Raw genomic sequence first — 25158 nt, forward strand, 5'->3', positions numbered from 1 at the left:
TCAGCGTCCGTTGAACGCGTCCTTCAGCCGGGAGAACAACCCCTGCTGGCCGGGCTGGAACTGCCCGAGGGGCCGCTCCTCCCCCCGCAGCTTCGCCAGCTCCCGCAGCAACCGCTCCTGCTCGGGATCCAGCTTGTTGGGCGTCTGAACCTCGACATGCACGATGAGGTCACCCCGCCCGCCGCCCCGCAGATGCGTGACACCGCGCCCGTGCAACGGAATCGACTGCCCGGACTGCGTGCCGGGACGGATGTCGACCTCCTCGAGCCCGTCGAGCGTCTCCAGCGGCACCTTGGTGCCGAGGGCCGCCGCGGTCATCGGCAGGGTCACCGTGCAGTGCAGGTCGTCACCGCGCCGCTGGAACTGCGCGTGCGGCAGTTCGTGGATCTCGACGTACAGGTCGCCGGCGGGACCGCCGCCGGGCCCGACCTCGCCCTCACCGGCGAGCTGGATGCGGGTGCCGTTGTCGACGCCGGCCGGGATCTTCACGGTCAGTGTGCGACGCGAGCGCACCCGTCCGTCGCCGGCGCACTCCGGGCACGGGGTCGGCACGACGGTGCCGAAGCCCTGGCACTGCGGGCAGGGCCGCGAGGTCATGACCTGACCGAGGAAGGACCGCGTCACCTGCGACACCTCGCCGCGGCCGCGGCACATGTCACAGGTCTGCGCGGTGGTCCCCGGCGCGGCGCCCTCACCGCTGCACGTGGCGCAGATGATCGCCGTGTCGACCTGGATGTCCTTGGTCGTGCCGAAGGCCGCCTCCTCGAGGTCGATCTCCAGCCGGATCATCGCGTCCTGGCCACGACGGGTGCGCGAGCGCGGCCCGCGCTGCGACGCCGTGCCGAAGAAGGCGTCCATGATGTCGGAGAAGTTGCCGAAACCGCCGGCCCCGAAGCCGCCCGCGCCGCCGCCCGCCTGGGACAGGGGGTCGCCGCCGAGGTCGTAGACCTGCTTCTTCTGCGGGTCCGACAGCACCTCGTAGGCGGCGTTGATCTCCTTGAACCGCTCCTGGGTCTTCGGATCGGGGTTCACGTCCGGGTGCAGCTCGCGTGCGAGCCGCCGGAAGGCCTTCTTGATCTCTTCCTGCGACGCGTCGCGGCGCACGCCGAGAACGGCGTAATAGTCCGTGGCCACTTACGACTCCGCCAGGATCTGTCCGACGTACCGTGCCACTGCGCGTACCGCTCCCATCGTTCCCGGGTAATCCATGCGGGTCGGTCCGACCACGCCGAGCTTGGCGACTGCCTCGCCGCCCGAACCGTAGCCGACCGACACCACCGAAGTGGAGTTGAGTCCCTCATAGGCGTTCTCGTGACCGATGCGTACGGTCATGCCCGAATCCCCCGCCTCGCCGAGGAGCTTGAGGAGCACGACCTGCTCCTCCAAGGCTTCCAGGACGGGGCGGATCGTGAGGGGAAAGTCATGTCCGAAGCGGGTGAGATTGGCGGTGCCGCCGATCATCAGCCGCTCCTCGTTCTCCTCGACGAGCGTCTCCAGCAGCGTGGAGAGCACCGTCGTGACCGTGCCGCGGTCCTCGATCTCGAAGGCGTCGGCCAGGTCCTCGACCAGACGCGGCACGTCGCTGAAGCGGCGGCCCGCGACCCGGCTGTTCAGCCGCGCCCGCAGATCCGCCAGCGAGGCCTCGCCGAAGGGCGCCGGGCAGTCCACCATCCGCTGCTCCACCCGTCCGGTGTCCGTGATCAGCACCAGCATCAGCCGGGCGGGCGCCAGCGACAGCAGCTCGACGTGCCGCACGGTGGAGCGGGTCAGGGACGGGTACTGCACGACGGCGACCTGCCGGGTGAGCTGCGCGAGCAGCCGAACGGTCCGTGCCACGACGTCGTCGAGGTCCACGGCGCCGTCGAGGAAGTTCTGGATGGCCCGTCGCTCGGGGGCCGTCATCGGCTTGACGCCGGCCAGCTTGTCGACGAACAGCCGGTAGCCCTTGTCGGTGGGGATGCGCCCGGCGCTGGTGTGCGGCTGGGCGATGTACCCCTCGTCCTCCAGGGCGGCCATGTCGTTGCGGACCGTCGCCGGGGAGACGCCGAGGTTGTGCCGCTCGGTGAGCGCCTTGGAACCCACGGGTTCCTCGGTGCCGACGTAGTCCTGGACGATGGCGCGCAGCACTTGGAGCCTGCGTTCACTCAGCATCCGCGCTCACCTCCAGAAGTCGTCCCCGGTCCCACCGGGGGCCTCGCCTGGCACTCTTCACATCCGAGTGCCAGCGTTCCCCGGCCCAGTGTACGGCTGTGGGGTACACCCCGGGCAAGGTCGGTCGCCCGGCGGGGCTGCCAGGGCTAGCGTCGCGGTATGACGGTGACTTGGGAAGAGCTGGGGTGGGAGCGGGTCGCGACGGGAATCGGCCGGTGCCGGCTCCCGGGCTGGGACTGCACGGTGGGGCTGGTCGTCGGGGAAGGGCGGGCCCTGTTGGTGGACGCGGGGTCGAGTCTCGCCGAGGGCGCCCGGCTGCGGCTGCGCGCCGAGGAACTGGCCGGTCACCGTGTGACGGATCTCGCGCTCACGCACCCCCACTTCGACCATGTCCTCGGGACGGCGGCCTTCGCCGGCGCGGAGGTCTACGCGGCGGTGGGCGCGGAGACGGTACCGGCGGAGGAACTGCGCGCCGACGCGGTCCGCAACGGCCTCGACGAGGCCGCGGCCGCGGCGGCGGCGGACACGCTGGTGCGGCCCCGCCATCTGGTGTGCGGTGAGTGGACGCTCGACCTGGGCGGCGGCCGGCAGGTCCTGCTGGCGAACGTCGGCCCCGGTCACACCGCGCACGACCTCGCCGTCCTCGTCCCGGCGGGCCCTGGTTCGCCCGAGGTCGTCTTCTGCGGCGACCTCGTCGAGGAGTCCGGTGAGCCACAGGCCGGCACCGACGCCGTACCGTCGCAGTGGCCGGCCGCCCTCGACCGGCTGCTGGACCTCGGCGGCGAGGACGCGCTGTACGTGCCCGGTCACGGCGCGGTGGTGGACGCGGCGTTCGTACGGGCCCAGCGGAACGCGCTGGCCGCGCGTTTCGGCGTGTCGCTGTGACCGTGCGAGGGCTTCTCCTATCGTCATCCGAATGCGCCCACCCGTCTCCCACCGCCGCCCTCCCGGCGAGGGCCCTTCGGGCCCGCGCCCTCGCACGTACTCCGCCGACCTGACCCCGCCGTGGAAGAAGCAGCAGCCGGTCCCCGAGGTCCCGGCCGAGCCCGGCCTGGTCGTGGAGGAGCCCGGCACCGGTTTCTGCGGCGCGGTGATCCGATGCGAGGCGGGCACGGTCACCCTGGAGGACCGCTTCGGCAAGCACCGGGTGTTCCCGCTGGAGCCGCGCGGCTTCCTCCTGGAGGGCCGGGCCGTGACGCTGGTCCGCCCGACGTCGGCGGCTCCCATACGGCCCACCCGTACCGCTTCCGGTTCGGTCGCCGTGCCCGGCGCCCGCGCCCGGGTGGCCCGCGCCGGCCGCATCTACGTCGAGGGCCGGCACGACGCCGAGCTGGTGGAGAAGGTGTGGGGTGACGACCTGCGCATCGAGGGCGTGGTCGTGGAGTACCTGGAGGGGGTGGACGACCTGCCGTCGATCGTGGCCGAGTTCGCCCCCGGACCGGACGCCCGCCTGGGTGTCCTGGTCGACCATCTCGTCCCCGGCACCAAGGAGTGGCGCATCGCCCAGTCCGTCACCGGCGAGCACGCGCTGGTGGTGGGCCACCCGTACATCGACATCTGGGAGGCGGTGAAGCCGTCGGCGGTGGGGATCACGGCCTGGCCCCGCGTCCCGCACGGGCAGGACTGGAAGACGGGGGTGTGCCGGGCGCTGGGGTGGCCCTCGGACAACACGGGCGCGGTGTGGCAGGCGATCCTGAAGCGGGTGCGGTCCTACCGGGACCTGGAGCCGGAGCTGCTGGGATCGGTCGAGCGCCTCATCGATCACGTGACCGTGCCCTGAAAAGGTGCGCGTCGGACGCGGGAGACCCGGTGCGCCGTTGTCCGCACAGGCGGAGGTGGTCCGTCGGTCAGCCCGTCCACCTGCCCGAGCGGTCCGTCGGCCCGAGCCGCGGCGCGTTGTCCGGCGATCCGGGACGCGGCCCCGCGCCGCTGGTCCTCGCGCGCCGGGATGAAGGCGACCGCCTCGTCGCGGACGAGCAGGCTTCCCGCCGCCGCGGGGCGTTCCGCTCAGTCCACCAGGTCCCGCACCACCGCGTCCGCCAGCAGACGCCCCCGCAACGTCAACACCGCGCGCCCCTCCTCGTACGGCCCCTCCTGGAGCAGCTCCTCCGACAGCGCCCGCCGCGACGCCGCCAGTCCGGCCTCCTTCAGCAAAGCCAGCGGAACCCCCTCCCGCAGCCGCAGCTCCAGCAGGATCCGCTCGACCCGGCGGTCCTCGTCCGAGAGGATCTCGCGTCCGGCGCCCGGTGAGCCGCCGCCCGCCAGCGCCGCCGCGTAGGCGCCGGGATGCTTGACGTTCCACCAGCGCACGCCCCCGACGTGGCTGTGGGCTCCGGGGCCCGCGCCCCACCAGTCGGCGCCCCGCCAGTACAGCTCGTTGTGCAGGCAGCGTCCCGCCTCGGAGGTGGCCCAGTTGGACACCTCGTACCAGCCGAAGCCCGCCGCGGACATCGCCTCCTCGGCGATCAGGTACCGGTCGGCGTGGACGTCGTCGTCGGTCATCGGGACCTCGCCGCGGCGGATCCGGCGGGCGAGCTGGGTGCCCTCCTCGACGATCAGGGCGTACGCGCTGACGTGGTCCGGGCCCGCGCCGAGGGCGGCGTCGAGGGACGCCCGCCAGTCGTCGTCCGACTCGCCGGGGGTGCCGTAGATCAGGTCGAGGTTGACGTGCTCGAAGCCGACCCCGCGGGCCTCCGCCACGCACGCCTCGGGGCGGCCGGGCGTGTGGGTGCGGTCGAGGATCTTCAGCACGTGCTGCCGGGCGCTCTGCATGCCGAAGGAGATCCGGTTGAAGCCGCCCTGGCGGAGCGTGGCGAGGTACGCCGGGTCGACGGACTCCGGATTGGCCTCGGTGGTGACCTCCGCGTCCGCGGCCAGCCCGAACTCGTCGCGGATCGCCGTCAGCATCCGGACCAGGTCGTCGGCCGCGAGCAGGGTGGGCGTGCCACCACCGACGAAGACCGTACGGACCTCACGCGGGTCGTCGCCGAGGACCTTGCGGGCCAGCCGGACCTCGTCGATCAGGGTGTCGGCGTAGTTGTCGCGGGAGGCGAGGACGCCTCCGGTGCCGCGCAGCTCGGTGGCCGTGTAGGTGTTGAAGTCGCAGTAGCCGCAGCGGGTCGCGCAGTAGGGGACGTGCAGATAGAACCCGAGGGGGCGGTCGGCGGCCCCGGCGAGCGCGGAGGCGGGCAGCGCGCCGTCGGTGGGGACGGGCTCGCCGTCGGGGAGAGCGGAAGGCATGTCTCCCATTGTCCCGTACGGGGCTCGTAGGTCCTGTGGGTCCTCTGTTCGTCTATTCCGCCTGGAGCACCAGCAGGGCAAGGTCGTCCTCCGGGGGCCGGCCGCCGAAGTCGTGGACCAGGCGGCGGATCCGCTCGGCGATCATGTCGGCGTCCAGCCCCGCGCAGCCGGCCAGGGCGAGGGCGAGGCCGTCGCCGTCGTCGAACTGGCGGGAGCCCGAGCGGCGTTCGGTGACGCCGTCGGTGACGCACAGCAGGGTGTCGCCGGGCAACAGGTCCAGGCTCTCGCTGACGTACGTGGCGTCCTCGACGACGCCGAGGAGGGTCTGCGGGTGCGCGGCCGTGGTCACGCTGCCGTCCGGTCCGAGGAGCAGGGGCAGGGGGTGGCCGGCCGAGGCGAGGGTGACGCGGACGCCGCCGTCGAAGGGCACGAGCTCGCCGTAGAGGAGGGACAGGAAGCGGGTCTGCGGCCCGTCGCCGGGGCCCGCGGGGCCGACGAAGGCGCGGGCGGCCGCGTCGGCGGCCTCGGTGGCGTCGTCGAGGAGGAGCTGGTTGAGCCGGTCCAGGACGTCGGAGACGCCGTACCCCTCGCGGGCCAGCAGCCGCAGCCAGGGCCGGGCCAGCCCGATGACCACGGCCGCCTCGGGGCCCTTGCCCTGGACGTCGCCGACCGCGAAGCACCAGCGGCCGTCGCCCACCGGGAACAGGTCGTAGAAGTCGCCGCTCGGCCCGCCCTGCTCGCGCGGCTCGTGCACGAGGGCGCTGCGCAGGCCGGGGATCTCGGCGACCGCGCCGGGCAGCAGGCCGCGCTGGAGGACGGCGCTGATGGTGGCCTGGCGGGCGTACTGGCGGGCCGCGCCGATGGCGAGCGCCACACGCCGGCCGAGGTCCTCGACCAGCCCGGTGACCTCGTCGGGGAAGCCCACCGGCCCGGCGCGGCCGATGACGAGGGTGCCGAGCGGGCGGCCGCCGGCGACCAGGCGGTAGGCGAGGGCGGTGCCGTGCGGGCCGAGGGCGGTGTCGGGCCAGGGGTGGGCGGCGGGCCCGGAGTCGGGGCCTTCGGGCGGGCGCGGCGGGTCCTTCTCCAGGGCGCGGCGCAGTTCCTCGATGTGGTTCTCGCTGATGTGCCAGACGCGGGTCAGGCGTGCCCCCGGTCCGTCGTCCCAACCGGCGCGGGGGCCGAGTTCGTCCGCCAGCCAGACCGCGCACCAGTCCGCCAGGCGCGGCACGATCAGCTGACCGGTGAGCGCGGCGACCAGGTCCTCGTCGAGCTGCCCGGCCAGCAGGTCGGAGGCCTCGGCGAGGAAGGACAGGGCGCCGCGGCCGAGCCAGTCGCGGTCGTGGGCGGCCGGCCGGGGTCCGGGAGCGAGGGCCCCGGCGAAGGCGAGGGAGGGGACGGTGTCGGGGGCTGTGGTCGTGGCCGTGGCTGTGGTCGTGGCTGTGGCGACCCAGGGTTCGCCCTGGTCGCCGGCCTCGTCCGCCGGGCGGGCCGGGAGCCGCGCCCAGACCGTCTTCGTCCCCCTGCGGTACGTCACGCCCCACGCGTCGGCCAGCGTGGCCACCAGGGGCAGGCCACGGCCGTACTCGGGGATCTCGTACGGCGGGTCGGGGCTGCCGTCGCGGGGGGCGCGGGAGGGGTGGTGGTCGGTGACCTCCACGACGACGGCACAGGCGTCGGGCTCCGGCTCCGCCTCCAGCCGGCACAGCAGGCCCACTTCCGTGCCGGCGTGCACGACGGCGTTGGTGACCAGCTCGCTGACGACGAGTATCGCGTCCTCGGCGAGCCGTCCCGCCAGTGCCTGGGCGCCGGGCAGGCCGAGGCCGGTCCACTCGGCGAACGCGGCCCGGACGAGATCGCGGGCGGCGCCGGGCGCGAGGGAGCTGCCGGCCAGGGTCGCGCGCGTGTGCGGGTGCCCTCCCGCGTGCGCCGGCGCACCACTGGCACGGGACACGGTCTCCCGTTGCGTGGGAATGGCCCCCATGAACGGCTCCCCGGCGATCGGACGATTCGGGCCTCGGTCGCGGGCGTCACACCCCGGCCGATTCCGACAGCGTGACAGACCGACCGCGTCCATACGCGCTGAGTTACCGAACTGGACCGTGATGAGGGGGAACCGAGTTCCGCATGTGTCCGAAGAGGGCCGGTTCCGGGGCGGGATCGGAGCACCCCGCCCCGGAACCGCGGGAAAGGAGGGGAAAGCACACCTCCTCGGGGCGTGCGGACCGCGAGCGGCCACGGCGTACCCGCGGCCGCCCCGCGCCCCGCGGCCTCCTACGATTCCCGGGACCCCGCGTACATCTCGTCGATCAGATGCTTGTACTCGCGCTCCACGACCGGCCGCTTCAGCTTCAGGCTCGGCGTGATCTCACCGTGCTCGATGTCGAGGTCCCGCGGCAGCAGCCGGAACTTCTTGATCGTCTGCCACTTCTGAAGCCCCTGGTTGAGGTGCTTCACGTACCCGTCGATGAGCGCCACCGTCTCCGGCGCGGCCACGATCTCGGCGTACGGCTTCCCGCCGAGCCCGTTCTCCTCGGCCCAGCTCCGCAGGGACACCTCGTCCAGTGCGATCAGGGCCGTGCAGAAGTTCCGGTCGGCGCCGTGCACCAGGATGTTGGAGACGTACGGGCAGACCGCCTTGAACTGTCCCTCGACCTCGGCGGGCGCGATGTACTTGCCGCCGGACGTCTTGATGAGGTCCTTCTTGCGGTCGGTGATCCGCAGGTACCCGTCGGGCGACAGCTCCCCGATGTCCCCGGTGTGGAACCAGCCGTCGGCCTCCAGGACCTCCGCGGTCTTCTCGGGCAGGCCGTGGTAGCCCTCCATGATGCCGGGGCCGCGCAGCAGGATCTCGCCGTCGTCGGCGATGCGCACCTCGGTGCCGGGCAGCGGCTTGCCGACGGTGCCGGTGCGGTAGGCCTCGCCGGGGTTCACGAAGGAGGCGGCGGAGGACTCGGTGAGGCCGTACCCCTCGAGGATGTGGATACCGGCGCCGGAGAAGAAGTACCCGATGTCCGGTGCGAGGGCCGCGCTGCCGGAGACGCACGCGCGCAGGTTCCCGCCGAACGCCTCGCGGATCTTCGCGTAGACGAGCGCGTCGGCGACCTTGTGCTTGGCACCGAGCCCGAAGGGGACGGAGGCCGTGCCGGTGCGCCGGAAGTTGTCCTGTGCGGCCTTGGCGTACTCGCGGGCGACCTCCGCGGCCCACTGGAAGATCTTGTACTTGGCGGCGCCGCCCGCACGCGCCTTGGCGGCGACCCCGTTGTAGACCTTCTCGAAGATCCGCGGGACGGCCGCCATGTACGTCGGCCGCACGACCGGCAGATTCTCGATGATCTTGTCGACGCGGCCGTCCACCGCGGTGACGTGCCCGACCTCGATCTGGCCGGAGGTCAGCACCTTGCCGAACACGTGCGCGAGCGGCAGCCAGAGGTACTGCACGTCGTCCGGACCGACCAGGCCGGTCGCGGCGATCGCCCTCGCCATGTACGACCAGTTGTCGTGCGGAAGGCGCACACCCTTCGGTCGGCCGGTGGTGCCCGAGGTGTAGATGACCGTGGCGAGCTGCTCCCGCGTGATGGAGCCGACCCGCTCCTTGATCAGCTGCGGGTCCTTCTCCAGGCGGGCGGCGCCGCGCTTCTCCAGGTCCTCCAGCGTGAGGATCCAGTCGGCGGTCTCCACCCCGGCCGGGTCGATCACGACCACGTGGGTCAGCGCGGGAAGCTCCTGGCGCTTCTCCACCGCCTTGGCGACCTGGGCCGCGTCCTCCGCGATCAGCACCCGGCTGGCGGAGTCGGAGAGGATGAACGCCGACTCCTCCGCGTTGGTCTGCGGATAGATGGTGGTCGTCGCCGCGCCCGCGCACATGATGCCGAGGTCGGCGAGGATCCACTCGATCCGGGTGGAGGAGGCCAGCGCCACGAGCTGCTCGGGCTGCACTCCCAGGTCGATCAGGCCGGCCGCGATGGCGTGGACCCGCTCGGCGGCCTGCGCCCAGCTCAACGACTTCCAGTCGTCCGGGCCCGCTCCCGTCGACGCCGGCACGGGGTAGCGGTACGCCTCCGCGTCCGGCGTGGCGGCCACGCGCTCCAGGAAGACGCCCGCGACGGACGGCGGACGGTTCTCGATCAGTGTCTGTGTGTCGCTCACGACATCCTCCGGGGCCCGCGACGAAGCGGCTGGCTCAGTGCGGCTGTTGTTTAACTCGCGAGTAACTATCGAGCAGGGATCAGAGTAGAGGGCGACTGGCCTGCACGTAAGGGGCCACGGACTGTCACTTTCTACACAATGACGACCCGTGGACGGCGCGGGGCCCGCCGCGCGACTGCGCGGCGGGCCCCGTGACCGGCGTGTCGGCGGCCTACTTCTTGCCCTTGCCCGAACCCGCGTTCTCGTCGCTGCTCAGGACGGCGATGAAGGCGTCCTGCGGAACCTCCACGGAACCCACCATCTTCATCCGCTTCTTGCCTTCCTTCTGCTTCTCCAGCAGCTTGCGCTTACGGGAGATGTCGCCGCCGTAGCACTTGGCGAGGACGTCCTTGCGGATGGCGCGGATGGTCTCACGGGCGATCACCCGCGAGCCGACGGCGGCCTGGATGGGCACCTCGAAGGCCTGCCGCGGGATCAGCTCGCGCAGCTTGGCGACCAGCCGCACACCGTAGGCGTACGCGGCGTCCTTGTGGGTGATCGCCGAGAAGGCGTCGACCTTGTCGCCGTGCAGCAGGATGTCGACCTTGACCAGGCTGGAGGTCTGCTCGCCGGTGGGCTCGTAGTCCAGCGACGCGTAACCGCGGGTCTTCGACTTCAGCTGGTCGAAGAAGTCGAAGACGATCTCCGCGAGCGGAAGCGTGTAACGGATCTCGACCCGGTCCTCGGAGAGGTAGTCCATGCCGAGCAGGGTGCCGCGCCGGGTCTGGCACAGCTCCATGATCGACCCGATGAACTCGGTCGGTGCCAGGACGGTGGCGCGGACGACCGGCTCGTACACCTCGCTGATCTTGCCCTCGGGGAACTCGCTCGGGTTGGTGACGGTGTGCTCGCTGCCGTCCTCCATGACCACCCGGTAGACCACGTTCGGCGCAGTGGCGATGAGGTCGAGGCCGAACTCGCGCTCCAGCCGCTCCCGGATCACGTCGAGGTGCAGCAGACCCAGGAAGCCGACGCGGAAACCGAAGCCGAGGGCTGCGGAGGTCTCCGGCTCGTAGACCAGCGCGGCGTCGTTGAGCTGGAGCTTGTCCAGGGCGTCGCGCAGCTCCGGGTAGTCGGAGCCGTCCAGCGGGTACAGACCGGAGAAGACCATCGGCTTCGGGTCCTTGTAGCCGCCGAGCGCCTCGGTCGCGCCCTTGTGCAGGCTGGTGATGGTGTCACCGACCTTGGACTGGCGGACGTCCTTCACACCGGTGATCAGATAGCCCACCTCGCCGACGCCGAGGCCGTCGGCCGACAGCATCTCGGGCGAGTTGGTGCCGATCTCCAGCAGCTCGTGCGTGGCGTTGGTGGACATCATCCGGATCCGCTCACGCTTGTTGAGCTGCCCGTCGATGACACGGACGTACGTGACCACGCCGCGGTAGGAGTCGTACACCGAGTCGAAGATCATCGCGCGGGCGGGCGCGTCCTTGACCCCGATCGGTGCCGGTACCTCCCGGACGACCTTGTCGAGCAGCGCGTCGACGCCGATACCGGTCTTGGCGGAGACCCGCAGCACATCGTCCGGCTCACACCCGACGAGGTTCGCCAGCTCCTCGGCGAACTTCTCCGGCTGCGCCGCCGGCAGGTCGATCTTGTTGAGCACGGGGATGATCGCGAGTTCGTTCTCCATCGCCAGGTAGAGGTTGGCGAGGGTCTGGGCCTCGATGCCCTGGGCGGCGTCCACGAGGAGGATGGTGCCCTCGCATGCGGCGAGCGACCGCGAGACCTCGTAGGTGAAGTCGACGTGCCCCGGGGTGTCGATCATGTTGAGGATGTGCGTGTTCCCGGGGTCCTGGGTCGGAGCCCACGGCAGACGCACCGCCTGGGACTTGATCGTGATTCCGCGCTCACGCTCGATGTCCATACGGTCGAGGTACTGAGCACGCATCTGCCGCTGCTCGACCACGCCGGTCAGCTGAAGCATCCGGTCGGCGAGCGTGGACTTGCCGTGGTCGATGTGCGCGATGATGCAGAAGTTGCGGATCAGTGCCGGGTCGGTACGGCTCGGCTCGGGCACATTGTTAGGGGTCGCGGGCACGCAGGGTCCTGTCTCTTGAGGCGCCTTATGCCTCGGGTCGGATCGATACGTAGGCTCCATGGTCCCACGCGCGGCGACCGGGGACCGGTTTGGGCCACTCTCCGACCCACTGGTAGTCTGGGTGGCTGTGTCTCATGCCCTCTCAGCGCGAGGCACACTCAAGAAATCACCTGGTGCGGGACCCGAGCGGTCTCGTGCCTGAACCTGCAAAGGCTCTTTCGTGGCGAACATCAAGTCCCAGATCAAGCGGATCAAGACCAACGAGAAGGCTCGGCTGCGCAACAAGGCGGTCAAGTCCTCCCTGAAGACCGCGATCCGCAAGGCCCGCGAGGCCGCTGCCGCGGGTGACGTCGAGAAGGCCACCGAGTACCAGCGCGCTGCCGCGCGTCAGCTCGACAAGGCCGTCTCCAAGGGCGTCATCCACAAGAACCAGGCTGCCAACAAGAAGTCGGCGCTCGCTTCGAAGGTCGCGTCCCTCAAGGGCTGAACTCCTTTCTTGATCTGATCGCCGGGGAGATTCAGGGCGGGCCCTCTCTCATCCGCCCCCGACCGGCACCCACGGATCCACGCGCGGCCTGCGTTCGCCACGCGGGCGTGGATCCAGCGATCCGAACCGAAGGCCCCGGCACCACGCCCTTCCCCAGGGCGGGCACCGGGGCCTTCGGCATTCCTGCGCGGGGGCAGCGCCATCCTCGTGGGGTGATCCTTCGTGCGCCTCGTGGGGTGATCCTTCGTGATCCGCGTGAGGTCTTCGTGGGGCGCTGTCACGACCAGAAGTCGTCATTGTTGTCGATGTCCTCGACGCACTCGTCGAGGTCCGTGATCTTGTCCCCGATGATCCGGAACACAATGCACCCGGTGTCGTCGAGGTGCTTGCCCTGCCGCTCGGCGGTGAAACGGCACATGCCGACCGCGTGGCCGCGTCCGTCGACGCAGATCCCGAGCATGTGCAGACGCATCGTGCCGCCCGTCTCCTCGCCGAGCCGCCGGTACATGTCGATGATCGCGTCCTGGCCCTTGAAGTCACCCGAGAGCGGGTGAGTGCCGGGCACGTGGTGCGTGGCGTCCTTCGCCGTCAGTTCCCTGAGGGTGTCCATGTCCCCTCGGGAGAAGGCCTCGAAGCCTGTGCGAACAAGCGCTGCGTGCGGGTGTTCAGCCATGGCCGATCGCCACCTTTCCGCCGTCCTGGGCGATACGTCGGCTGTTGGTCTCGATTCTCCTCCGTCCACAGCGGACGGCGACTGGATCTACAGGAACGCCACCACAGGGACTTCTCGTTCGGGTCAGCGTCAGGCCGGGGCGGGCGGGCCAGACGTGGCAGGCCCGGCGGGAGGGCCAATCCGAGCGGGTCTCAGGCCGGGAGGGCAGGTCAGCCGGGCCAGGCGGAGCGGGCGGGCCAAAGGCAGCGGGCGGGCGCGCGGACCAGGCGGGCCACGCCGGGTCGGCGGTCGGACCAGGTCCAGCGGACCGGTGCGCGGATCAGGCGGACCGAGCCCGGCGGAAGGGCGCGCGGACCAAGCGGACCAAGCCCGGCGGGCGAGCGCGCGGACGACGACGGCCGGGATGAAGCCCTCGGCCGGCCACTTCTCGTCGACCAGGCAGGCCAAGCCGAGCGGCGCGGCGGTGCCGGCAGCGGCACCGCGTCGGCCGGACTTGAGGGCCTTCGTTCGGATCATGCCGGGTCAGGGAGCGGGGTCTGGTGCGGTGCCGAAGGTCCCCCGAGCGGGGGACTTCCATGTCTTCCGGGCAGCGGGCAGCGGGCAGCGGGCAGCGGGCAGCGGGCAGCGGGCAGCGGGCAGCGGGCAGCGGGCAGCGGGCAAGGATCGCAAGCGGCGGACGGACGCGATGTCGTCGGTCGCCACGCCGCCGCGCACATCACAGATGACAGAACTCGTGCACCGCTCTGACAGCGAGGCGCCCCGCCAGACGCCGCGAGCCCGGCCTGATCCCAACCCGAGGCTCTACGGACACCGCCTAGGCCCGGCCCCCGGAACGTGCCGCTCGTGCCACCGCCACCACGGCCTTCTCCAGCGCGTACTCCGGGTCGTCGCCGCCGCCCTTCACACCCGCGTCGGCCTCGGCGACCGCGCGCAGTGCCATGGAGACACCGTCGGGTGTCCAGCCCCGCATCTGCTGGCGGACGCGGTCGATCTTCCAGGGCGGCATGCCGAGCTCCCGCGCGAGGTCGGCGGGTCTCCCGCCGCGCGCCGAGGACAGCTTGCCGATGGCCCGCACGCCCTGCGCGAGCGCGCTCGTGATCAGGACAGGCGCGACGCCGGTGGCCAGTGACCAGCGCAGCGCCTCCAGCGCCTCCGCCGCCCTGCCCTCCACGGCTCGGTCGGCGACGGTGAAGCTCGACGCCTCGGCCCGGCCCGTGTAGTACCGCCCGACGACCGCCTCGTCGATGGTGCCCTCGATATCGGCGACGAGCTGCGACACCGCCGCCGCCAGCTCCCGGAGGTCACTGCTGACGGAGTCGACGAGCGCCTGACAGGCCTCGGGGGTGGCCGACCGGCCGGTCGCCCGGAACTCCTGCCGGACGAAGGCCAGCCGGTCCGCCGCCTTGGTCATCTTCGGGCAGGCCACCTCTCGCGCTCCCGCCTTGCGCGCGGCGTCCAGCACCCCCTTGCCCTTGGCGCCGCCCGCGTGCAGCAGCACGAGCGTGATCTCCTCCGCGGGCGCCCCGAGATATCCCTTCACGTCCTTGACCGTGTCGGCGGACAGGTCCTGCGCATTGCGTACGACCACGACCTTGCGCTCCGCGAAGAGCGACGGGCTGGTCAGCTCCGCGAGGGTGCCGGGCTGGAGCTGGTCCGACGTCAGGTCACGTACGTCGGTGTCGGCGTCGGCGGCCCGGGCGGCGGCCACCACCTCCTGCACGGCACGATCCAGCAGGAGGTCCTCCTGGCCCACGGCGAGTGTCACCGGGGCGAGGGGGTCGTCATTCGCAGTCTTCCTGGCCATTGGGTCAAGGATGGCACGCGGCACTGACAGCGAGGACAGCTCAGGGACGGCGGCGTACGGACTTCCGGTGAGGGGACCGAACCGGAAGTGACCCGGAACTCACGTCGGACTTCCGTGAGGACTGAACCAGAGAGCTGCGCGGGACTGACAGCAGGGCCGCCGGCGCTCCTACGGCTCCTCCCGCCACCCGTCCCACTCGGCCGCGAAAGCGTGCAGTTCCGCCGCGTCGAGCCGTCCCTCCTCGTCACGCAGCACCACCAGCCACTGCGCGTCCTCAGCGTCGTCCTCACCGGCCAGCGCATCCCGGACGACCTGCGGCTCCTCCCGCACCCCGAACCGCTCCCCGAGCGCCTCCACGACCTCCTCGGCGGCGTCACGGTCGGGCAGCACCAGCACATGTCTCACATCGCTCACCCGCCCATTTTCCGGCATGTCCGCCGCGGCCGGAGGGCAGGTCAGCCTTCGAGGACGATCTGCACGTCCGCCCCGGCCACCCCGCCCGGCGGGGCGGCCGACTCAGCTCACCGACTCGGTGCCGGGTCGCGTCAGCCGGCCCCCTCAGCCCGCGCCACCTCCCCGCGTCACCGGCACCCGCTCCAACTCGATCCCGAACCGCTCCCGGTACACGTCCAGCACCTCCTCGTCCCCTGCCAACTCCCGCTCCTCGCTGGTGCCCTGCGGACTCGTCACCTTCAACCGTCTTCCGCTCAACGTGATCCTCCCGCCGTCCTCCACGATCCGCGAGCACACCGGTGACCGGGTGAAGTGGGACTCGGGGGACGTGCTGTGCCACCACGCCCCGGCCGCGAAGTCGGCCAGCACCCGGGGCCGCACCTCCAGCCGATACACCCGTCTGTCGTCCCGTACGACGTCCAGGTCGGCCGCACCCGCCAAGCCGCCGCCCTCCCGCACCGTCCGCCCGGCCCCGCCTTTCACCCCGGCCGCGTCCGCACGGGCCTCCATGATCCGGAACACGCCCCCGGGATCGTCCTGCTGCCCCCGGTGCTCGAAACGGAGCGGGTAGTGGCTGTGCGCCCCGAACCCGACGTCGGCCAGCCACTCCCCCGCGTCCACCGTCCGCACCAGCAGCGCGAGATGGTCGTACGGGATCCCGAGCCGCCCCTCGTCGCCGTAGACCCGGCCGGCGAGCAGTGTCACATCGAAGCCCAGTGCCGTGAGCAGCGCGCCGAACGCGCCGTTCAGCTCGTAACAGAACCCTCCCCTCCCCCTCATGGCGACCTTCTCGGCCAGCCGTCTCTCCTCCAGCACGATCTCCTCTCCGAGATGCACCGACAGGTTCTCGAAGGGCACGGTCCGCAGGTGCCGCAGATGCAGCTCCCGCAGGACGTCGGCGGTGGGCCACGCCGAGTGCTCGACGCCCAGCCGGCGCAGATACGCCTCGACCAGACGGGCGTCGAGCGGGGACGTGGCGGTGGCGGCCTGTACGGAATCCATGCCGTCAGTCTCCCGCCGCCCGCAGTTCGCCGCCCGCACCCACGACGGCCACCGCCCCGTCCCGGTCGGTCCGCAGCACCACCGCGCCCATCGCCCGCAGGGCGGCGACGGTGCCGGGAGCCGGATGTCCGTACGGGTTGTCCGCTCCGGCGGAGATCAACGCCAGCCGGGGCGCCACCTCCCGTATGAGATCGGGGTCCTGATAGGCAGACCCATGATGGGCGACCTTCAGCACGTCCACCCCACGCAGCCGAGCCGCAGCCGGCGACCGGGCCAGCGCCTGCTGGGCCGGCGGTTCGAGGTCCCCGAGCAGCAGCATCCGTATCCCGGCGGACCGTACGAGCAGCGTCACACTCGCGTCGTTCGGTCCCTCCGGTTCCGGCACCTGCCGGGCCGGCGGCCACAGCACCTCCCAGTCGAGGGGACCGAGCCGCCGCCGCTCCCCCGCCACCGCCCGCACCAGGGGAACCCTGCGGGCGTCGGCCTCCTTCCGGACGAACGCCACCTGGTCCACCGGCTCCGCGAAGCCCGTCGTCTCGATCGCGCCCACCGCCCGGCCCCGCAGCACGCCGGGCAGTCCTGCCACGTGATCGGCGTGGAAGTGGGTCAGCACGACGAGTGGGATCCGGGTGATGCCCAGCCTGCCGAGGCACCGGTCGACCAGTGCCGGGTCCGGGCCCGCGTCCACCACCACGCCGGTTCCCTCACCCGCGGCGAGCACCGTCGCGTCACCCTGGCCCACATCGCACATCGTCAGCCGCCAGCCGGGCGGCGGCCAGCCCGTGAGCACGCGGGTCAGGGGAGGCGGCCGCACCACCGCGAGCAGGAGCAGCGCCGCGCAGGCCGCGCACAGCCACGGTCGCCGCAGCAGTCGCCTCCCCAGGGGCACCGCCACCACGGTGGCGAGGGCGAGCAGCAGCGCTCCGCCCCAATCGCCAGGCCAGTCCACTCCCGAGCCGGGCAGCGCCGCCCCGGTCCGCGCGACATCCGCGATCCACTCGGCCGGCCAACTCGCGCACCAGGCCAGTGTCTTGGCCACCGACATCGCCCACGGCGCCGTCGCCAGGGCGGCGAACCCCAGCACGGTGGCCGGTGCCACCGCGAACTCCACGAGGAGGTTGCACGGCACCGCCACCAGGCTCACCCGTGCCGACAGCACCGCCACGACCGGCGCGCACAGGGCCTGTGCCGCTCCCGCCGCCGCCAGTGCCTCGGCGAGCCGCGGCGGCACCCCGCGCCGTCGCAGAGCGGCACTCCAGCGCGGCGCCAGCGTCAGCAAGGCCCCCGTGGCCAGCACCGACAGCAGGAATCCGTAACTCCGGGCCAGCCACGGGTCGTACAGCACCAGGAGCAGCACCGCCGTCGCCAGTGCCGGGATCAGGGACCGGCGGCGACCGGTGGCCAGGGCGAGCAGTACGACGGCTCCGCAGGCCGCCGCCCGCAGCACACTCGGGTCGGGCCGGCACACGACGACGAACCCGAGCGTGAGCACTCCGCCGAGCAGCGCGGTCGTCCGGAGCGGGATGCCCAGGCGGGGTGCCAGGCCGCGACGCTCGACATGCTGGGCCAGACCGGGCGGCCCGAGGAGGAGGGCGAGCATGATGGTGAGGTTGCTCCCGGACACGGCCAGGATATGGGCGAGGTCCGTCTCCTTGAAGGCCTCGTCCAGTTCGGGCGTGATCCGTGAGGTGTCCCCGACGACCAGCCCCGGCAGCAGCGCCCGCGCGTCCGCCGACAACCCGTCGGTGGCTTGCCGCAGCCCCGCCCGCAGGCGGCCCGCGAGGCGCTGAGCCGCCGACGGATCCCGCACCACCGAAGGCACCGTGCACGTCCCCCGGCCCCGCACCCGCAGCACCGCCGCGATCCGGTCACCACCCGTCAGCGCGGGAGCCAGCCGCCCGGTCACCCGCACTCGGGTGGACGGCAACAGCCCCAGCCACGCCTGCCGCACGCCCCGGCCGGCATCCGTCGCCGGCCGTCGCCCACCCGCCCCTTCCCTTCCCCGGACGTCCACGACCACGAGCACCGGCGCCCGGGTCGCCACTCTCGCCGTCCCGTCCGCCCCGACGCTGCGCACCTGCCCGTCGATCAGCACGGAATCCGGGGTCACGTGATCCCCCCGCACCTTCGGCCGGGCAAGCCGCGGGTCGGAGGTCAGCTCCACCTCCGCGGTGACGGTGGCGTACTCCCGCGCCAGCACCGGCACCGGTCCCCGGCGCAGATCGGCCCCGTGCAGCCCTGCGGACGCCCCGGCCGCGGCCACGCAGAGCAACACCGCCGCCCCGCTCATCCGCGACCACCCGTACCGAGAGCCCGCCGGCCGCCAGAGCGGCCCGTCCGCAGACCGGCTCCGTGGCACGGCCGGCGTGCGCCCCGTCACCCCTTCATCCAGCGACCCCTCCCTGCCGGGCCATCTGTCCCGCCCACCGCCCGGCTGCACACCGCGGCCGGCCGAGGGCCGCCCTCTCCGCGCCCCACTCCCCCACCCGCCCAGGAGCAGGCCCGCCACGACCAGGCAGCCGAGCGCGACACCACCCACCAGCCAGGACGACGCGTCCAGCATCGCCGCCGCCGTCGCCCAGGCCGCGAGCGCGGGTGGCACGAGCCGCAGGTCAACCGGCCCTTCCTGGCGCGGATACGAAGCCCCCAGCCGACTCCCGGAAGCGGCGTGCACCGCTTGGCGCGAACGCCGCCGGCCGTCCGCCCCCGCCGCTGCTCGCGGTCCGGCCTCTCCTCCCGTCCCCGTCCCTGCCGAGGCCGCGGGATCGCGCGCCACCAGGTCCGACCGGCGCGTCCCGTCGTCCGTAGCCGCCCCCTCTCCCCTCATGGGCGCACCAGGTTCCGCAGGTCGGAGAACCGCCGGTCGCCGATCCCGTTGACCTCACGCAGTTCGTCCACCGAGCGGAAGCCACCGTGCCGCGTCCGGTAGTCGACGATGTGCTGGGCCAGTACGGGCCCCACTCCCGGCAGCGTGTCGAGCTGGTCCACGGTGGCCGTGTTGAGGGAGACGGGAGCCGGCGGCCCCGCACCCACGGCGCTACCTCCTGGCCCCCCTCCAACCGCCGGGACGCCGACGCCGGGCGGTCCGCCCACGACGACCTGCTCCCCGTCCACGAGGAACCGCGCACGGTTCAGACCGTCGGTGTTCGCGCCCTGCCGCACCCCGCCGGCCGCGGCCAGCGCGTCGACCACGCGCGAACCGGCCGGAAGGCGATGGATGCCGGGATGGCGGACCTTGCCGCTGACGTCCACCACGATCTCCGCCCCCGCCGTGCCCACCCCACCGGGCGCTGCCGAAGAGGAGGGCTCGGCCGGCCCGGTCCGCTCGTCCACTCCGTAGGGAGCGGCCGCCCGCACCACTTCGGGAGCCCGCACGGGCTGCGCGCGGCCGGCCCAGAAGTGCTGGACCGCGAACGCGGCCACGGCGACCACCACGACGGCCAGCGCCAGCACACTCCTGCGTTCCAGCCCGCACCGCGCCTGCGCCCACACCGGCAACCGCTCCCGCAGAGCCAGCCCGGCCCGCTCCCGCCAATCCCCCGGCCCCCGGGCCGCGCCCGCACGGCCGGCGCCCCCGACCGCGGCACGATCCTCCCCGTCGGGGTCTGCCGCGCCCCCCGGCTCGCCGACTTCCCCCGGATCGCCGCGATCCCCAGGCGGCGGCCCCATCCCCAACTCCCCGCGCTCGTCACCCCGTTCCCCGAACAGCAGCTCCGCCCGCCGGCGCAGTTCCTCCGCCGAGGCGTGGCGGTTCCCCACCCGGGTGCGGGACGGCGACCGTCGGGGTCGGACACGTCCGTCGGAGCCGGGCCTGCGGCCGGGTCCACTCGTCGCTGTGGTCGTCCGTGTGCGTGATCGAAGTGCCATGCCATGAGAATGGGGACACTTCGCGCCACCGCGATGATCTTGTTCAGTTTCCGGGGAGAACCACCCGGTTGTGGATAACTCCGCCACCCACAGGAGTGAGGCGACCCCTCGTCACCGAGCCGAGACCACAACCCCCAGCAGCCCGGGTCCGGTATGGGCCCCGATCACCGCACCGACCTCGCTCACATGCAGCTCCACGAGACCGGGTACCCGCGCCCGCAGCCGGTCCGCCAGGGCCGACGCCCGGTCGGGGGCTGCCAGATGGTGGACGGCGATGTCCACCAGCGCGCTGCCCGCCCGATCGGCCGCCAGCTCCTCGAGGCGGGCGATCGCCTTCGACGCCGTCCGCACCTTCTCCAGGGGCTCGATGCGCCCCTGGGCGAGCTGGAGCAGCGGCTTCACCGCGAGCGCGGAGCCGAGGAGGGCCTGGGCAGCGCCGATCCGGCCGCCACGGCGCAGGTAGTCGAGGGTGTCGACGTAGAAGAAGGCGGAGGTGTCGGAGGCGCGTTTCTCCGCGGCCACGACCGCCTCGTCCACGGTGCCGCCGGCTTGTGCCGTCTCGGCCGCCGAGAGCGCGCAGAATCCGAGCGCCATCGCGATCATGCCGGTGTCCACCACCCGCACCGGGACCGGCGCTTCGCGCGCCGCGAGGAGCGCCGCGTCGTGGGTGCCCGACAGTTCGGCGGACAGGTGAAGGGAGACGATGCCGGTGGCGCCGCACTCCGCGACTTTGCGGTAGGTCTCCGCGAAGACCTGGGGGCTGGGACGCGAGGTGGTGACGGAACGTCGCTTCTGGAGGGCCAGGGCCAGCGAGCGGGTCGAAATCTCGGTGCCCTCTTCGAGTGCCTGGTCGCCGAGGACGACGGTCAGGGGCACCGCGGTGATGCCGTGGCGCTCCATCGTCCGCCGCGGCAGGTAGGCCGTTGAATCCGTGACGATAGCGACATGGCGGGACATGAGCTGGAGGTTACCTGCCGTATCCGCTGGACGGGAGCCCGCCCCTCGCGGCCGTTGGGCCCTTGACCGGATCAGGTACCGCAATCGGCGGGCGTCAGGTGGTGCTCTCGGGCCGGGGCTTCCTCTGCCAGGGATAGGTGGGACGCGGTCCCGGCGGGGTGATGGCCGGCCGGGCGGGAGGCTCCGCCGCGCGCGAGGCGGGCGACTGCGGCGAGGTCCGTCCTCCGGTCGCGCTGTCGGCGGTCGGCGCCTCGGGCCAGGGGGGCGCCGCCTGCGTCCGCGCGGGGTCGTCCACGGTGGTCCAGTGGCGCAGGGCGCCGGCCTCGACGTCGATCTGTGCGTGGAGGGTGTCCAGGTCGTCGTCGGCGAAGCGGCGGGCCCGGTCGCGGGCGGCCCAGCGCAGCGAGTCCGCCGATGAGGTGATGCGGTCGGTGCGCTCGCGCAGCGACGGCATCCGCTCGGCGAGGGTGGCCCGGTCGGGCTCGGACTCCAGTCGCTTGAGTTCGTCGTCCAGTTCGCGCCCGTGTCCGCTGAGGCGCGCGAAGAGGGCGAGGGATTCCTTCAGGGACTCGTCCTCGGCGGCGCCGGCCTGGAGCGCGTCCTGCGTGGCCCGCATCGAGGTTCGCAGCTTCAGACGGAGCTGGGCGATCTCACCGGCCGGGCCGAACTGGGCGAAGGACTTGGCCCGCAGGGTGTGGTCCTCGACGGTGCGGCGGGCCTGGGTGATGGTGCGGTCCACGCCGCGTCTGGCGGCGCCGACGGCCTTCACCGTCGCGTAGGCACCCGCCGCCAGGAAGAGCACGAAGAGCAGGGCAAAGATCGCGATCACTGCTTCCACCAGCTCCTCCTCCGGTCCCGACACGGCACACCACGCGCCGCTCTTCAACGGTAAACGCTACGGGCAGGCGCGGAGTTCCACCGGAACCCCGAACCTGCCCGTAGGGGATCACCCCGATCCCCCGCGCGCACGGACCTCAGCCGCACGCACCCGCGACCCGCACGGCACCGACCTCAGCCGTACACGCCTCCATCAGGCCGGCACGATGTTGACCAGCTTCGGCGCTCGCACGATCACCTTGCGGATCCCGGCGCCGCCCAGTGCGCTGACGACGTTCTCGTCGGCCAGGGCCACCTTCTCCAGCTCCTCGTCGGAGATGGCCGGCGACACCTCCAGGCGCGCCTTGACCTTGCCCTTGATCTGGACCACGCAGGTCACGGTCTCGTCCACGACGTACGCCGGATCGGCCACCGGGAAGTCCCGGTGGACGACGGAGTCGGTGTGGCCCAGCTTGCGCCACAGCTCCTCGGCGATGTGCGGGGCCAGCGGCGCGACCAGCAGCACCAGGGGCTCGGCGACGGTGCGTGACAGGGGGCGGCCCGTCTTGGTCAGGTGGTTGTTCAGCTCGGTGACCTTGGCGATGGCGGTGTTGAAGCGCATGCCCTCCAGGTCCTGGCGCACGCCGTCGATGGCCTTGTGCAGGGCACGCAGGGTGTCCTCGTCCGGCTCGGAGTCGACGACGGTGACCTCACCGGTGGCCTCGTCCACGACGTTGCGCCACAGCCGCTGGAGCAGCCGGAACTGGCCCACCACCGCGCGCGTGTCCCACGGCCGCGAGACGTCCAGCGGGCCCATCGCCATCTCGTACAGGCGCAGGGTGTCGGCGCCGTACTCGGCGCAGATCGCCTCCGGAGTGACCGCGTTCTTCAGGGACTTGCCCATCTTGCCCAGCAGCCGGGAGACCTTCTCGCCCTGGTGGTAGTACGCGCCGTCGCGCTCCTCCACCTCGACGGCCGGTACGGCGATGCCGCGGCTGTCGCGGTAGACGTACGCCTGGATCATGCCCTGGTTGAACAGCCTGTGGAACGGCTCCGCGGAGGAGACGTGCCCCAGGTCGAACAGGACCTTGGACCAGAAGCGCGCGTACAGCAGGTGCAGCACGGCGTGCTCGGCGCCACCGACGTACAGGTCGACTCCGCCGTGCGGCTGCCCGGCGCGCGGGCCCATCCAGTACTGCTCGATCTCGGGGTCGACCAGCTTCTCGGAGTTGTGCGGATCCAGGTAGCGCAGTTCGTACCAGCAGGAACCGGCCCAGTTGGGCATGGTGTTGGTCTCGCGGCGGTACTTGCGAGGACCGCGGCCGTCGCCCAGGTCCAGGGTGACGTCGACCCAGTCCTCGTTGCGCGACAGCGGCGTCTCGGGCTGGGTGTCGGCGTCGTCCGGGTCGAAGGTGCGCGGCGAGTAGTCCTCGACCTCGGGCAGCTCCAGCGGCAGCATCGACTCGGGCAGCGCGTGGGCGATGCCGTCCTCGTCGTAGACGATCGGGAACGGCTCGCCCCAGTAGCGCTGACGGCTGAACAGCCAGTCGCGCAGGCGGAAGTTGACGGTGCCCGCGCCGAGGCGGGACCGCTCCAGCCACTCGGTGATGCGCTCCTTGGCCTCGGCGACGCCCAGGCCGTCCAGTGAGATCTGCTCGTTCGACGAGTTGATGATCTTCGCGTCGTAGGAGGCGAAGGCGTTCTCCCACGTCGAGGTGTCGGTGCCCCGGCCGTCGGTCGGCTCGACGATGCACTGGACGGGCAGCTCGAAGGCGCGGGCGAACTCGAAGTCGCGCTGGTCGCCGGCCGGGACGGCCATGATCGCGCCGGTGCCGTAGCCCATCAGGACGTAGTCGGCGATGAAGACGGGGATCCGCTCGCCGTTGACCGGATTGGTCGCGTACGCGCCGATGAAGACTCCGGTCTTGTCCTTGGCCTCGGCCTGGCGCTCGACGTCGGACTTGGCGGCGGCCTGCGCGCGGTACGCGGCGACGGCCTCGGTCGGGGTCGCGTGGCCGCCGGTCCACACGTCGTGCGTGCCCTCGGGCCAGACATCCGGGGTGAACTTCTCGACCAGCGGGTGCTCGGGCGCCAGCACCATGTAGGTCGCGCCGAACAGGGTGTCGGGGCGCGTGGTGAAGACGGTGATGCGCTCGCCGTCGATCGGGAAGTCGACGCGCGCGCCCTCGGAGCGGCCGATCCAGTTGCGCTGCTGGAGCTTGATGGCCTCGGGCCAGTCCAGCGCGTCCAGGTCGTCGAGCAGCCGGTCGGCGTAGGCGGTGATGCGCATGTTCCACTGGCGCAGCTTGGCCTTGAAGACGGGGTAGTTGCCGCGCTCGGAGCGGCCGTCGGCGGTGACCTCCTCGTTGGCCAGCACGGTGCCCAGGCCGGGGCACCAGTTGACGGGCGCGTCGGAGGCGTAGGCCAGGCGGTAGTCGCTCAGGACGTCGGCGCGCTCCACGTCGCTCAGCTCGTTCCAGGAACGGTCGCCGGGCAGGCTTCGCTCACCGGACTCGAAGCGGGCGACCAGTTCGGCGATCGGGCGGGCCTTCTTCGCCTCGTCGTCGTACCAGGAGTTGAAGATCTGGAGGAAGATCCACTGGGTCCACTTGTAGTAGTCCGGTTCGATCGTGGCGAACGACCGGCGCTTGTCGTGGCCCAGACCCAGTCGGCGCAGCTGGGACTTCATGTTGTTGATGGCGGCCTCGGTGGTGATCCGGGGGTGCTCGCCGGTCTGCACGGCGTGCTGTTCGGCGGGCAGGCCGAAGGCGTCGAAGCCGAGGGTGTGCAGGACGTTGTGGCCGGTCATCCGCTGGTAACGGGCGAAGACGTCGGTGGCGATGTAGCCCAGCGGGTGGCCCACGTGCAGGCCCGCACCGGAGGGGTACGGGAACATGTCCATGATGAACTTCTTGGGCCGGGCGACGACCGCGGGGTCGCCCGCCAGGTCGCCCGTGGGGTTCGGCGCCGCGTACGTGCCCTCGGCGTCCCAGACATCCTGCCAGCGTGCCTCGATGTCGGCTGCCATGGCGGCCGTGTACCGGTGCGGCGCGGCCACCTCGGCGGTGGCAGCGGGGTTCGTCTCGCTCATGTCCTCAAAGCTCCATCGATCGTCTCTGCCAGCGGCTGCCACTCAGGAAACGAAAAATCCCCTCGCACAGGAGGGGACGCCGCGCCGATTCCGAACCGTCCGGTTCTCCGGCGTTCGGGACTGATCAGCGCGGCTCGCTAAGCAGAAGGCGTACGGCACGCATGGCATCAGGGTACCGCAGGCCTTGAGCAAGCCGCGACGCGCTTGCGTATGCCTGGTCGACACGTTCGCACCCACGCCACCACTGGACCAAGGTCAGGGATTACTTCGCGTAACAGCCACTAAGGGACATCGCCGCGGCCACATTGTCCTTTGATAACAACGCAATAACTCAAACCTCGTACCCATCGGTATGGCGCCCACTTAGAGTTCGGCATCGGGACCGCTTTCC

Annotated in this window: 18 protein-coding genes; 3 read left to right on the top strand and 15 right to left on the bottom strand. The window is 72.0% G+C overall.

The window, feature by feature from the left end; translation table 11 throughout:
• Entirely contained in the window at window positions 1-1134 is a 1134-nt protein-coding gene (dnaJ, locus tag ACZ5Y0_RS01810; protein ID WP_467513210.1) for a molecular chaperone DnaJ, read from the bottom strand.
• Window positions 1135-2151 (bottom strand): heat-inducible transcriptional repressor HrcA, encoded by a 1017-nt coding sequence (gene hrcA, locus ACZ5Y0_RS01815; protein WP_469126671.1) that lies wholly within the window; start codon window positions 2149-2151, stop codon window positions 1135-1137. It lies immediately after the preceding gene.
• A gap of 159 nt (window positions 2152-2310) precedes the next feature.
• Between hrcA and ACZ5Y0_RS01820 the strand changes: the two genes are divergently transcribed.
• Window positions 2311-3036: an MBL fold metallo-hydrolase gene (locus ACZ5Y0_RS01820; RefSeq protein WP_469126672.1), complete on the top strand. Its 726-nt coding sequence runs from the start codon at window positions 2311-2313 to the stop codon at window positions 3034-3036.
• A 31-nt stretch (window positions 3037-3067) separates the two neighbouring features.
• On the top strand, window positions 3068-3931 hold the full coding sequence (locus ACZ5Y0_RS01825; protein ID WP_469126673.1) for a DUF3097 domain-containing protein: 864 nt from the start codon (window positions 3068-3070) through the stop codon (window positions 3929-3931).
• A 227-nt stretch (window positions 3932-4158) separates the two neighbouring features.
• On the opposite strand, the gene hemW is transcribed toward ACZ5Y0_RS01825, so the two are convergent.
• From hemW to lepA, 4 genes are all read right to left on the bottom strand, one after another.
• Window positions 4159-5391 carry a radical SAM family heme chaperone HemW gene (gene hemW / locus ACZ5Y0_RS01830; protein WP_469126674.1) on the bottom strand — a complete coding sequence of 411 codons (1233 nt, stop codon included), beginning with the start codon at window positions 5389-5391 and terminating at the stop codon, window positions 4159-4161.
• A gap of 52 nt (window positions 5392-5443) precedes the next feature.
• Window positions 5444-7372, bottom strand: a complete 1929-nt coding sequence (locus tag ACZ5Y0_RS01835; RefSeq protein ID WP_469126675.1) for a SpoIIE family protein phosphatase — start codon at window positions 7370-7372, stop codon at window positions 5444-5446.
• Between the two features lie 290 nt (window positions 7373-7662).
• Window positions 7663-9537, bottom strand: a complete 1875-nt coding sequence (locus tag ACZ5Y0_RS01840) for an AMP-dependent synthetase/ligase (RefSeq protein WP_469126676.1) — start codon at window positions 9535-9537, stop codon at window positions 7663-7665.
• Window positions 9538-9748: 211 nt separating this feature from the next.
• Entirely contained in the window at window positions 9749-11617 is a 1869-nt protein-coding gene (gene lepA / locus ACZ5Y0_RS01845) for a translation elongation factor 4 (RefSeq protein ID WP_469126677.1), read from the bottom strand.
• Between the two features lie 220 nt (window positions 11618-11837).
• Between lepA and rpsT the strand changes: the two genes are divergently transcribed.
• Window positions 11838-12104 carry a 30S ribosomal protein S20 gene (gene rpsT / locus ACZ5Y0_RS01850; protein ID WP_015660447.1) on the top strand — a complete coding sequence of 89 codons (267 nt, stop codon included), beginning with the start codon at window positions 11838-11840 and terminating at the stop codon, window positions 12102-12104.
• A gap of 277 nt (window positions 12105-12381) precedes the next feature.
• On the opposite strand, the gene ACZ5Y0_RS01855 is transcribed toward rpsT, so the two are convergent.
• The 9 genes from ACZ5Y0_RS01855 to leuS all read right to left on the bottom strand — a co-directional run bounded on the left by ACZ5Y0_RS01855 (window position 12382) and on the right by leuS (window position 24767).
• Complete coding sequence (locus tag ACZ5Y0_RS01855) at window positions 12382-12777, bottom strand: nuclear transport factor 2 family protein (RefSeq protein WP_469126678.1); 396 nt, start codon at window positions 12775-12777, stop codon at window positions 12382-12384.
• An 814-nt stretch (window positions 12778-13591) separates the two neighbouring features.
• On the bottom strand, window positions 13592-14581 hold the full coding sequence (holA, locus tag ACZ5Y0_RS01860) for a DNA polymerase III subunit delta (RefSeq protein ID WP_467513183.1): 990 nt from the start codon (window positions 14579-14581) through the stop codon (window positions 13592-13594).
• A gap of 168 nt (window positions 14582-14749) precedes the next feature.
• Window positions 14750-14995, bottom strand: coding sequence for a hypothetical protein (locus ACZ5Y0_RS01865; RefSeq protein WP_469126679.1), 246 nt, complete (start codon window positions 14993-14995; stop codon window positions 14750-14752).
• 144 nt (window positions 14996-15139) lie between these two features.
• Window positions 15140-16036: an arylamine N-acetyltransferase family protein gene (locus ACZ5Y0_RS01870; RefSeq protein ID WP_469126680.1), complete on the bottom strand. Its 897-nt coding sequence runs from the start codon at window positions 16034-16036 to the stop codon at window positions 15140-15142.
• Between the two features lie 4 nt (window positions 16037-16040).
• Window positions 16041-18710: a ComEC/Rec2 family competence protein gene (locus tag ACZ5Y0_RS01875; RefSeq protein ID WP_469126681.1), complete on the bottom strand. Its 2670-nt coding sequence runs from the start codon at window positions 18708-18710 to the stop codon at window positions 16041-16043.
• A 149-nt stretch (window positions 18711-18859) separates the two neighbouring features.
• The gene (locus ACZ5Y0_RS01880; RefSeq protein ID WP_469126682.1) at window positions 18860-19903 is read right to left on the bottom strand and encodes a ComEA family DNA-binding protein; all 1044 of its coding nucleotides are present in this window, start codon (window positions 19901-19903) and stop codon (window positions 18860-18862) included.
• Window positions 19904-20014: 111 nt separating this feature from the next.
• Complete coding sequence (locus tag ACZ5Y0_RS01885) at window positions 20015-20860, bottom strand: DegV family protein (RefSeq protein WP_469126683.1); 846 nt, start codon at window positions 20858-20860, stop codon at window positions 20015-20017.
• A 94-nt stretch (window positions 20861-20954) separates the two neighbouring features.
• On the bottom strand, window positions 20955-21698 hold the full coding sequence (locus ACZ5Y0_RS01890) for a hypothetical protein (RefSeq protein ID WP_469126684.1): 744 nt from the start codon (window positions 21696-21698) through the stop codon (window positions 20955-20957).
• A gap of 192 nt (window positions 21699-21890) precedes the next feature.
• Window positions 21891-24767 carry a leucine--tRNA ligase gene (gene leuS / locus ACZ5Y0_RS01895; RefSeq protein ID WP_469126685.1) on the bottom strand — a complete coding sequence of 959 codons (2877 nt, stop codon included), beginning with the start codon at window positions 24765-24767 and terminating at the stop codon, window positions 21891-21893.
• Window positions 24768-25158: the final 391 nt, after the last annotated feature.

This window comes from Streptomyces sp. NPDC033216 (assembly GCF_055577115.1).

Coding starts and splice junctions, on each gene's coding strand:
- ACZ5Y0_RS01855 (WP_469126678.1), bottom strand. CDS start 12,777: ATGGCTGAACACCCGCACGCAGCGCTTGTTCGCACAGGCTTCGAGGCC.
- holA (WP_467513183.1), bottom strand. CDS start 14,581: ATGGCCAGGAAGACTGCGAATGACGACCCCCTCGCCCCGGTGACACTC.
- ACZ5Y0_RS01820 (WP_469126672.1), top strand. CDS start 2,311: ATGACGGTGACTTGGGAAGAGCTGGGGTGGGAGCGGGTCGCGACGGGA.
- leuS (WP_469126685.1), bottom strand. CDS start 24,767: ATGAGCGAGACGAACCCCGCTGCCACCGCCGAGGTGGCCGCGCCGCAC.
- ACZ5Y0_RS01885 (WP_469126683.1), bottom strand. CDS start 20,860: ATGTCCCGCCATGTCGCTATCGTCACGGATTCAACGGCCTACCTGCCG.
- ACZ5Y0_RS01870 (WP_469126680.1), bottom strand. CDS start 16,036: ATGGATTCCGTACAGGCCGCCACCGCCACGTCCCCGCTCGACGCCCGT.
- hrcA (WP_469126671.1), bottom strand. CDS start 2,151: ATGCTGAGTGAACGCAGGCTCCAAGTGCTGCGCGCCATCGTCCAGGAC.
- hemW (WP_469126674.1), bottom strand. CDS start 5,391: ATGCCTTCCGCTCTCCCCGACGGCGAGCCCGTCCCCACCGACGGCGCG.
- ACZ5Y0_RS01880 (WP_469126682.1), bottom strand. CDS start 19,903: ATGGCACTTCGATCACGCACACGGACGACCACAGCGACGAGTGGACCC.
- ACZ5Y0_RS01835 (WP_469126675.1), bottom strand. CDS start 7,372: ATGGGGGCCATTCCCACGCAACGGGAGACCGTGTCCCGTGCCAGTGGT.
- ACZ5Y0_RS01825 (WP_469126673.1), top strand. CDS start 3,068: ATGCGCCCACCCGTCTCCCACCGCCGCCCTCCCGGCGAGGGCCCTTCG.